A 9,950-nucleotide genomic window follows, 5' to 3' on the forward strand; every position below is an offset into this window, starting at 1 on the left:
ATGAACTCCGTTGAACACCGGTGGACCTCCGCGACCCTGCTTATGCTTGGATGGTCATCGAACTGGTAGGTAGCTATGTCTTGGCGCGGCATTTATTGAAATGGCACTGCCGGAGGAAACGCTAAAAACAACAGTAAAAGTAGCATGGGGTGGAGAAATTGCCGGGCGATTCCTGAATGGACAGTGTGTGTAGGTCACGCAAGAAATACGGGGACGTCAATCATCGGGAGATGTAAAATGCCGCCCCGGTGCGCGGCTTGTTGCCCGCGAATTCAGCCCCCCTCGGCACCTGTACTTTATCTATCCCGGCCCATGCAGCATCGCGCACGTTTCTTATCTCTGACGAACCAATTGTGTCACCTGAGCGTCTTCTGGCAGGGCTCAGCATTCTGTGACCCCGATCTCCCGTGGCGCCGTCGCTGCGGTTCGCTCAGTGAGGCCTGCCTGCAGTTGACGGACGACGCGCTGGAAGAACTGGAGCGGGATCCCGATACGCTGCACGGTTTTCTCTCGGACTTTATTCCCGGCTACCCGGATCTCCTGGCGCTGCTGCCGCTGGAAGAGTGTACCCACACATCAGAACTTCCGGAGCGCCTGGGGACCGGAGTTCCCGGGCGCAAATGGACCCAGATGACCGCCTTTGTCGGTACGCTACCCGGTACCATGCCGACGCCGGCGCAAACGGTTGTGGACTGGTGCTCCGGAAAATCCCATCTGGGGCGAGCGCTGGCCCATCATTGGCAGTGTGCACTGCACGGGATAGAGCGCCAGCCGACGCTTTGCGCCCAGGGCGCGACAATGGCCGCTCCCTGGGTGAAGGCGGTGACATTTTCCTGCAAGGATGTGCTCAGGCAGCCCCAGGAATTTTTTGCAGAGGACTTCGTCATCGCCCTGCACGCCTGTGGCGATCTCCACCGCGAGTTGTTGCGGCAGTGGCGCGATAGCGACTCGCCCTATCTGACTCTGGTGCCCTGTTGTTATCAGCTTTGGCTGGATGATGTGTTCGTGCCGCTGTCGCAGGTAGCGCAAAGCAATGATCTGGTGCTGAACAAAAACCAGGTGCGACTTGCAGTGCAGGAAATGGTTACCTCGTCCGAACGCGAGCGCAGACAGTCGCGAACCATAGCCCAGTGGCGCATGGCATTTGACCTGATCCAGCAGGCGCTGCGCGGTGTCGATGAATATCTGCCGACCCCCTCGCTCAGCTATCACATGGCGGCACAGGGGCCGGAGAATGTGATTCGGACTCTGGCCGGGAAAAAGAACATCCATATTCCTGCGGAGTTTGATCTCTGCCCCTATCTCGAGCGCGCCGAGCGGCGCTTTGCTGCGTTTCGCCGATTGCAGCTGGTTGCCCACGGGTTTCGCCGCGCGCTGGAACTTTGGTTGGTACTGGATCTGGCGTTGTATCTGGAAGAGGGCGATTGTCAGGTTGAGCTGACAACGTTTTGTTCGCGCGACATTACCCCGCGCAATATCCGAATTTTTGCCCGGCGCAACCACGTCGGCGCATAACACCGCAACAGGTTGTACATGCACGTCACCAATTTCACCCGCCTGCGAGACCAGGAGCTTGCCAAATCCACCAGGCCATTCATGGCCAAAGGCAAAAGTGTCATCCGCTGCACCGATTGCCAGATGGCCGAGTACGCCTGTATCTGTTCCTGGCGGCCGACGGTCACAAGTGGCATCGACTTCGCCCTGCTCGTGCATCGCAAGGAACTGTTCAAACCCACCAATACAGGTCGCCTGATTGCGGATGTGTTCGCCGACACTCCGGTTTTTTTATGGAGCCGGCTCGACGCACCGCCAGGTCTGCAGGATCTGCTGCAAGACCCGGCGCGCGAATGTTACATCGTGTTTCCGGCCAGCGAATCCGACGCGATAGAGAGAAAAGTTGTCCAGTCACTGCCGGCGAGCGCACGCGGCTCAAGGAAAGTTACGCTGATCCTGCTGGACGGCTCCTGGAAGCAATGCAGCCGGATGATCGCCCTGAGTCGCTGGCTGGATGGCGTTCCCTGCCTGAAACTGCCGGATGCGTTTGTAAAGTCGTATCTGATGAGGGATTCGGGGAGGGACGACCGCTTTTCTACCGCAGAAGCGGCGATCAGTTGTCTGCTGCTGGCGGGGGAAAGCTCCCCCGCACAGACGCTGCAGCACTATTTCAATGTGTTTAACCTGCACTACCTGGCCACCCGTGGCTGCTATATCCCGGAGCCGGGTGAGAGTCACCGCGCGCTGGCGTTACCCCATTCCTGACCTCGACTTCCATGGCCGGGTTTAGATCACTCGGCCGGCACCCACACAATATCGTTCCCTTTGCGCTGGAAGCGCCCGAGGCCCGGAAACGGGAAGTGGGGCGAGTAAATTTGCAGTGCGGCATCGTCCGCTGCGCGTGCCAGTAGCGCTGCCCGGCTGGCTTCTGCAACGGGGGCATCGCCGTCGAAGGCAATTGTCCAGCGTGGACGCTGTACCGAAACCACAAAGTGGTGGGCCGTGTCGCCGATATACAGCAGTCGCGCGTTGCCGTTGCTAACTTCATATGCGCTGTGCCCGGGGGTATGGCCTTCCACTTGTACGGCGGTAACACCGGGCGCAAGTGTGCTGCCGGGAGCAAAGGGTTTTACCGCGGACTTGATCGCGGCCGCCAGCACCGCATTGTTGGCGTCACCCTGCAGCGCCTGCCATTCTGGCGCGGCCATATGCACCTTGGCATTGGTGAAGCGTGCTGATCCGTTATCATCCAGCAGCCCGCCTACGTGGTCCGGGTGGGCGTGGCTGATGAAAATATCGGTAATCTGTGCCGGTGCAATACCGGCCTCAGCCAGTGCCTCTGGCAGCCGACCGGCATCGGCGAACTTGGCATCACCCGCGCCCGTGTCGAACAGATAGATACGGTCTCCCGCGCGTACCAGTAGTCCCTGGATGCTGAGTTGCAGTTTATCGGTCGGAAGATGGTTGGTTTTCAGCAGCGCCGCAATTTCACTCTGGGTCTGGTTGACGCCTATTACACTGGCGTCATTTAGCAGCTGAATATCGCCGTCGTGCAGTGCAGTCGCCTGATAATTTCCAATGGAAAAATGATGAATGTTGGAGGGCTGTGCTGATTTCTGGTCTTCCGCGATAGCCGGCAGGGCCAGCGCCAACAGCATAATGCACCGAGTGAAGGCGCGAACTTGAGGTGTTACACCGCGGAAAAAATCCCCGGAAAATAAGCATAGATTTGGCATGGGAAACTCCTTTGCATTGGGGCGCCATTATCACCACCGAATAGGCGTGGGGGCTAGTGGCGCCGGAGCAATGAGTCGCCTCTTTCATTTACTCTACGAGCTCAACCTCGCTTGGCCGCCACTGTTTGCTGAAGAATGGTTCCAGCGGGCTGTACAGGCGCAGGATGGGAAAGAAACTCTTGCCTGGAATGGTCTGAATCCAGTTGCCTCGCGCGACCCCATCCGGCTGTTCGGGTGAGAAGTACACGGTGATGGATCCATCTCGCGCCGCTTCCGCCGCCGGTGATGGATAGCTCTGGCTACCGGCGCGAGGATAGCGCTGGGGTGTATCGAGCATGGAACGGGTCATGGTGTCGTACAGAGTCCAGGACCAGAATTTTTCGGCAGGAACATTTTTGGGCAGTGTGACCTTGTAGGTTTTGGAACCATCGAAGTAATTGTTATCGGCATCCATCATGGTCCACAAATAGGTAGAGCCGATGCCGGTCAATCGCATGGCCATCGCCGGGGTAATACCGGTAACGCCGTAAAAGAACGCCTGGCGCGCATCGAGCTGTCGGTAGCCGGTGTCTGGAAATGGTTTTACCCCTTCCTTGGTGATCATCGGAATCGGTGTTTGGAATTCGTAGCCGGTCACAAACAGCATGTTCTGCCAGTTGGCGTCGTCGTAGTAAAACCAGGAGCGATCCCGCGGATTCATAAGCAGCGTTCTGGAGGTGGCATTGGCGATTTTCATCGCTTCTTCGAGAATCTTCGTCATACGCGCATCCGGCGCAAACGGTTTGCCTTTCACAATACCGATGGCGGCGACGGGGCCCATGAGTTCAGGGTCGAGCGACGTCGCTGGTTCCTGCTGCACCACCTCGTTCAACATTTCGTAATACGATATGTCGTTCGGTGGAATGGTGTTCATTACCTTGCCACTGCCCTCGTGAAATACAGTTGGCGCGGGCTGGGTTATTTTTCCGAGTTTCGCTTTGCCGGCGAGAAATTCTGCAACGGAAGTACCGACGCCACCGGCGTTGTAGGGGTAGACCTTGGTGAACTTGCGGATCCGCTCCGCCACCGGCTTGGGATCGTTGTTGTTTTCCAGGAATGCCCGTGCAAACCAGACCGCATTATTGGTGCGGGCATGTGCCACATTGAAGCCGCCCTGGGGTAGGGGCCCCTCGTAATCCGGTGGGACGATCAAATATTTCCCACCTTCACCGCGGTCTGGCCCCGGCAGACCCACATCAATCACCCAGCGGAACCACGCGTCCTGAACCGTGCCGAGTACCTGCGGCGGTACTTCGAGAACCATTGGGCCTTTGGTGAGGTCGAGGCTGCCCATGACATATACCGTATCCGCGTTGGCCGTCAGGAACAGCGAGTTGGCATCCATCAACTCGGAAAATACGATGACCTCGTTATCTTTCACGCCGACATCGCGCAAACCCTTGCGCAGCATATGAATACTGACCCCACGCAGGTTGTCGGCAAAGGCGCGCACCGCGTGTGTCAGGTCCAGGTTCTCGTAGACTTTATCCAGCGTTTCTTTACTGGGCATGCCGTCCTGGAACTCAAGCGTGCCAATCCGCGACTCCACTTTGTCCGAAGTTACGATAGAAGGTGGGACGGAAGCGTTCGATTGGGAATGTGCCTGTCCGGGGGTGATAAGTGTGATAAAAACCGAAAGGGAAACCAGAAGTTTGTTTGCGTCCTGCATCTCTTCACCACCATCGCATCGGGATAATTAAGTTGAGTACTAATGCAACTCTAGCCCCACCAATAATGCTCCACAGTAACTTGGCGGAATTGAGAAATAGAGGATCGTCGCAGTTTCCTTCCAGTGCCTACCTTTGATACAGACTTTACAGTCAGTCAATTTTTTCCAATGGGTGGTTGGTTACAGGAGAATTGTTTGAAAGAGGCTCTTAGGAAGTAGCTTGCCCAAGCATCCGCCATACGCTATTGTCCCGCCAACTGAAGGAGGACGACCTCCCCCAATTTGGGTAGAAATTCCCAGGACGACCTGGCCCTGTTTGAGAACGGAGCAGTCAATGTCCTGGTTTTACCTTCTCCTCGCCGGCGCTCTTGAAGTCATTTGGGCTTTTTCCATGAAGCAGTCCCACGGCTTCACCCGGCTCACCCCGTCCATTATCACCCTCGTCACAATGATCGGCAGTTTCTGGCTGTTGGCTGTGGCCATGCGAACTATTCCTCTTGGTACCGCGTACACCATCTGGACGGGTATTGGCGCTATTGGTGCGTTTCTCGTCGGGATTATGGTGTTTGCGGAGCCGGTAAATGCGATGAGGATTGGTGCTGCGATTCTGATTGTTTCGGGGCTGGTGTTGATGAAGCTTTCCAGTGGCTGAGTTCAGTCGCCTTGTTATCTTGAAATAAATCCGGGTGTCTTATCCTGAAGCACCCGGATTACTTCATCGCGGCGCGTCGTCTTATAAGTGCCGTTCGAAGAATGGCAGGACCTCAGCCATGGCCAGCGCCACAGGCTCGGGTTTGTCGTAGAGGTCGTAATGCGAGAAGCCCTCAGCCACGAAGATCTGCTTGTCTTTCGACGCGGCGCGCCCGTAGATTTCCCAGCTATCCCGATAGGCACCGAAGGCGCCCGGCATATCACCGGTGACTACAAGCAGCGGCTGTGTCAGCAGGCTTTCCGCGTTGAGGAATGCATCCCACCCCATGGCGGCGCTGTTAAACGAAAACAGGCCACTGGTTGCACCGTTCGGCGTTTGACCGCGCGCGGTCTTGTAGTAATCCGTCGCTTCCAGCACATCCCTGTCGGTGATGCCATTGGCCCGGCCTTCTTCCACCGAAGGTGGCAGATAGTCAATCACGTGGCGTTCTGCACCCTGTGCTTCGGCGGTGCGCTGTTTGCCCATGGCCTGCAGGGCAGAAACGGGGTCGAATTCACTAAACCCTTCCCGAATCAGACGCCCGAAGTTCACGCCGGTAATGGAGACCAGTGCCTTGATGCGGTGATCGGTAATCGCCGCGTGAATGGTGTATCCGCCACCACCACATACACCGATGGCCCCGATACGGTCCTGGTCCACATAGGGCAGTGTTACCAAGTAATCGATAGCAAAGCGGATGTCGGATGTGCGAATCGACGGGTCTTCGATAAATCTCGGGGAACCACCACTTTCGCCCTGAAAGCTTGCATCAAACGCGAGGGTGACAAATCCGGCTTCTGCCAGTGCCTTCGCATAGATATTGCCGGAGGTTTGTTCCTTGCAGCTTCCGATCGGATGCGTGCTGACGATGGCCGGATATTTTTTGGTGTCATCAAAACCCGGCGGCAGGTAGAGGTCAGCGGCAGACTGCCAACCCAGGTTCTGATAGCTCACGTGCTGGATGCTTACGTTACTCATTTACATCACCTCGAATTTTAAATCGGGGCACACACAGAATGTGCCCCAGCATTACGCGTATAGAACTCAGTTACTTCAGCGTGCGCGCGAAGAACGGGGTCAGTACCGATACCGCTTCGTCCACATACTCGGGTACGTCGTACAGCGACATGTGGTTCGCACCTTTCACGACATGCATGGTCTTGTCGCTGCTGGCGGCGCGGGCGATCAGGTCATCACTCATCCACTTGCTTCCCGCCTGGTCTCCGGCAACGGTGAGTACCGGTTGCGTCAGGAAGGCCTCCGCCAGGTTGTAGGCGTCATAGGTGATGATCTGGTTCAGGCTGCGAGCGGTCATAAAACCGGGCGCATTCGGGTGCTGGCAGCGATCGGTGTGGTAGTACTCCCAGGCCTGGCGCAGCTCTTCGTTGGGCGCATCCTCCTCCTTCATTGGGGCGAGGGGCAGGGTGCCCAGTTCATCGCTGTTGGCATCGCTGGTGCGCGCGTCGGAGCCCGCCACGACATACGGCAGTGCGTCGACATCCTTGACGTTGTTCTCCCAGCCGTTGCGGAACATCTGGCCGATGTTCACGGCACTGACGGTGGCGAGGGATTTGATACGGCGGTCGGTGATCGCGGCATTGGCGGAGTAGCCGCCGCCAGCACAGACACCCATGGCGCCGATGCGGTTGTTGTCGACGTATGGCAGCGTGGTCAGGTAGTCGATCACCGCGCTGACATCCTCGGTGCGGATGTAGGGGTTCTCCAGCTGACGCGGGGTACCGGTGCTCGCTCCCTGGTAAGAGGCGTCGTAAGCAACCGTGACCAGGCCGCTGCCTGCCAGTCGCTCGGCATAGAGGCCTGCGGTCTGCTCCTTCACACCACCACCGGGGTGGGATACCACGACTGCGGCGTACTGCTGGCTTTCATCAAAGTCGGCAGGGAAGTACACGTTGGCGGCGATGGTGACGCCCTGGCCGTTGAGGTTCTTGATGCTGATGCTTTTCATGCTGGTGCTTTTCATGACAGTTCCCTTCATGTTGGTAGCTTCGGTTTCAGTGTTTTTCTGAGCCGTTGTGCTCTGACAGGGGAAATACTAATCGCGGGCCTTATTTTGAAAAACGTGCTAAAACTTAAATCAGTGTTAAGTACAGGTTAACAATATGGCCATCGATCCCTCGCTGTATCCATCTCTAGTGTGGTTTGTGCGTATCGCGCGTCACAGCAGCATTACCAAGGCGGCAGAGGAGGGGGAGGTATCCCGCGCAGCCCTGTCGCAGCACCTGAAATCGCTGGAACAGCAGCTGAATGTGCGGCTGCTGAATCGCAGTACGCGCAGCATGTCGCTGACCGAAGATGGGCAGCGCCTGTTTGATGTTCTTGCCCCGGCCATTGAATCGGTTGACCGGGCAGTCTCTGGGGTGGGGGAATCGCAGGCAGAGCCGTCCGGGGTAATACGGATCAATACATCGAGAGTGGCAGCCAGGGTATTGCTGGAGCCAAAGATGGAAACCTTCCTGGCGCGCTACCCGAAATTAAAGTTGGAATTGGTTATGGATGATGGCCTTTCCAATATCATTTCCAGTGGCATGGACGTCGGCATTCGCCTGGGGGAAAGTCTGGCTGAACATATGGTGGCTGTACCGGTGACACCGCCGATGTCGATGGCGATCGTCGGCTCCCCGGAATATTTCGCCAAGCACGGCACGCCGGAAACACCCGATGACCTGCTGCAGCACAACTGCCTCGCCTTTCGGTTTACCTCCAGTGGCATCATCGACCGCTGGTCCTTCACATCGCCGGATGCTGACAGGCGCACCCTGGTATTCGAGCCGAAGGGCAACGGGGTATTCAATGATGACGAAAGTATGCTGCGCGCTGCGCTTAATGGTGTGGGTGTGATAAAGCACCTGGATCTGTGCGTACAGCAGTATCTTGATGATGGCTCGCTGGTGAGGGTGTTGCAGAGCTGGTGCCAGCCTTTTCCGGGGTTCTTTTTGTATGTGCCTTCGCGAGCGCAGATGCCGACAAAGATACGAGCGTTGATTGATTTTTTGGTCGAGCAGCGCGAGGAATGGGCGTAGGTAGCGGCGTAATTAGATGAGAACAGTACGCGCTAGATGTACCCGTGTTTGCACTACCCCAATATTAGAGGTGGCAGCTCAACTCACGTCGTCTCAGTCTTCCCTCTGGTCTTACCTGAACGCTCACATGTTCAATAGATTTGCCTGCGATGAAATGCGCGGCGAATTTCGCTAGAGGATTCAGATGGCCTCGGTTGAATTTACAATACTTGATGTCTGCCATGGGAATAGCACAATTATTCACTCTGCGAACAATGTCGTTATTGTAGGTGCTGCGCCTGGCAGTACAGTCCAGGGCGCGTTGGAGTCTCTGCAAATAGAAAAGATCGATAGTATTATCATCTCAAATGCTGATGCAGATCATGTCGCTGGTGTAGTGGCGCTTTTGATGGACGATGAGATTGAAGTTTCTAAGGTATATGTTAATAGTGACAGCGCTAAAAAAACTAAAATATGAGATGATTTTAGAAGTGCTCTAAAATATGCAAGGCAAGCCAAGGGAACTAGAATCCAAGTTTCTATTAATGCTGATTTAGATAATTTTGTTTACCAGGATTTTGAGCTTTCTGTCTTGTCACCATGCCCGGTTGATTGCGTAACCTGGCCGGGAACCGAGAGCATTTTAGGAAAAAATTTAGACGCTAACGAAATGTCAGTCGTTCTTAAGTTAATGCAAGATGGCGATAGTATCGCGTTGATTCCTGGAGATATGAGTTCCAGCTCTCTGGATTTTATAAAATCAGAAGGAAGCTGTATAAAATCAAAGATACTAGTCTTTCCGCATCATGGGGGCCTTCCTCATGCTGGAGATGCAGTGAATTTCGCGAAAGAACTTTGTGATCTTGTTGAACCGGAAATTGTACTTTTTTCAAATGGTAGGAATCGTCATTCAAATCCCAGAGTTGAAGTTTTAAATGGTATCAAAGCGTCAGTATGTACTGCTGGAGTAGCGTGTACGCAGCTATCGGAAGCTTGCTGTGTTGGAGAGGAATCACTAAGTGATCAGCATTTATCGGAATTATTGCCTAGTAAAGGCGGATCAAGGAAGCATAGCTGCTCTGGGTCGATAAGTATCAAATTAAAGGGTGCAGATACAGACGTATTATCTCCTTTCGAAAAGCAAGGAGAATATGTTAAAAATTTTCCTAAAAGGAAATGCCTTGTCTTAGAGAGTGAGGGATAGAATAAAAAATGTTGAGTAAATAACGGTGGCTTAGGAATCTTGGGACTGCTTGATTGGGAGTGTCAGAATGACAGATGTTTTGTCTGCCGAGCAGCGA

General features: G+C 55.1%; 10 protein-coding genes. 6 read left to right on the forward strand and 4 right to left on the reverse strand.

Translation table 11 applies throughout. The features are described 5' to 3' along the window. The first annotated feature begins 351 nt into the window (after window positions 1-351). Both C3938_RS10875 and C3938_RS10880 read left to right on the forward strand, forming a co-directional pair. Window positions 352-1,515 carry a methyltransferase gene (locus C3938_RS10875; protein WP_158681649.1) on the forward strand — a complete coding sequence of 388 codons (1,164 nt, stop codon included), beginning with the start codon at window positions 352-354 and terminating at the stop codon, window positions 1,513-1,515. Between the two features lie 18 nt (window positions 1,516-1,533). Beyond that, on the forward strand, window positions 1,534-2,259 hold the full coding sequence (locus C3938_RS10880; protein WP_105103128.1) for a tRNA-uridine aminocarboxypropyltransferase: 726 nt from the start codon (window positions 1,534-1,536) through the stop codon (window positions 2,257-2,259). Between the two features lie 26 nt (window positions 2,260-2,285). On the opposite strand, the gene C3938_RS10885 is transcribed toward C3938_RS10880, so the two are convergent. Together C3938_RS10885 and C3938_RS10890 are read right to left on the reverse strand one after the other, a co-directional pair. Next, window positions 2,286-3,230: an MBL fold metallo-hydrolase gene (locus C3938_RS10885; protein ID WP_199775534.1), complete on the reverse strand. Its 945-nt coding sequence runs from the start codon at window positions 3,228-3,230 to the stop codon at window positions 2,286-2,288. Window positions 3,231-3,318: 88 nt separating this feature from the next. After that, window positions 3,319-4,779, reverse strand: coding sequence for a DUF1254 domain-containing protein (locus C3938_RS10890; RefSeq protein WP_199775535.1), 1,461 nt, complete (start codon window positions 4,777-4,779; stop codon window positions 3,319-3,321). A 493-nt stretch (window positions 4,780-5,272) separates the two neighbouring features. Here C3938_RS10890 and C3938_RS10895 point away from each other — a divergent pair, with 493 nt between their 5' ends. Then, window positions 5,273-5,590, forward strand: a complete 318-nt coding sequence (locus C3938_RS10895; RefSeq protein WP_105103131.1) for a DMT family transporter — start codon at window positions 5,273-5,275, stop codon at window positions 5,588-5,590. A gap of 81 nt (window positions 5,591-5,671) precedes the next feature. On the opposite strand, the gene C3938_RS10900 is transcribed toward C3938_RS10895, so the two are convergent. Together C3938_RS10900 and C3938_RS10905 are read right to left on the reverse strand one after the other, a co-directional pair. Then, entirely contained in the window at window positions 5,672-6,607 is a 936-nt protein-coding gene (locus C3938_RS10900; RefSeq protein WP_105103132.1) for an alpha/beta hydrolase, read from the reverse strand. Window positions 6,608-6,677: 70 nt separating this feature from the next. Beyond that, a complete protein-coding gene (locus C3938_RS10905) occupies window positions 6,678-7,610 on the reverse strand; it encodes an alpha/beta hydrolase (RefSeq protein ID WP_233998547.1) in 933 nt (310 codons plus the stop codon). Window positions 7,611-7,749: 139 nt separating this feature from the next. Between C3938_RS10905 and C3938_RS10910 the strand changes: the two genes are divergently transcribed. From C3938_RS10910 to C3938_RS17875, 3 genes are all read left to right on the forward strand, one after another. Next, window positions 7,750-8,670 carry a LysR family transcriptional regulator gene (locus C3938_RS10910; RefSeq protein ID WP_105101272.1) on the forward strand — a complete coding sequence of 307 codons (921 nt, stop codon included), beginning with the start codon at window positions 7,750-7,752 and terminating at the stop codon, window positions 8,668-8,670. A gap of 184 nt (window positions 8,671-8,854) precedes the next feature. Further along, entirely contained in the window at window positions 8,855-9,127 is a 273-nt protein-coding gene (locus C3938_RS10915) for an MBL fold metallo-hydrolase (protein ID WP_105101273.1), read from the forward strand. Between the two features lie 192 nt (window positions 9,128-9,319). Then, entirely contained in the window at window positions 9,320-9,853 is a 534-nt protein-coding gene (locus C3938_RS17875) for a hypothetical protein (RefSeq protein ID WP_158681467.1), read from the forward strand. The last annotated feature ends 97 nt before the right edge of the window (window positions 9,854-9,950 follow it).

It is taken from the genome of Microbulbifer pacificus (genome assembly GCF_002959965.1).
GTDB classification, from domain to species: Bacteria; Pseudomonadota; Gammaproteobacteria; order Pseudomonadales; family Cellvibrionaceae; genus Microbulbifer; species Microbulbifer pacificus_A.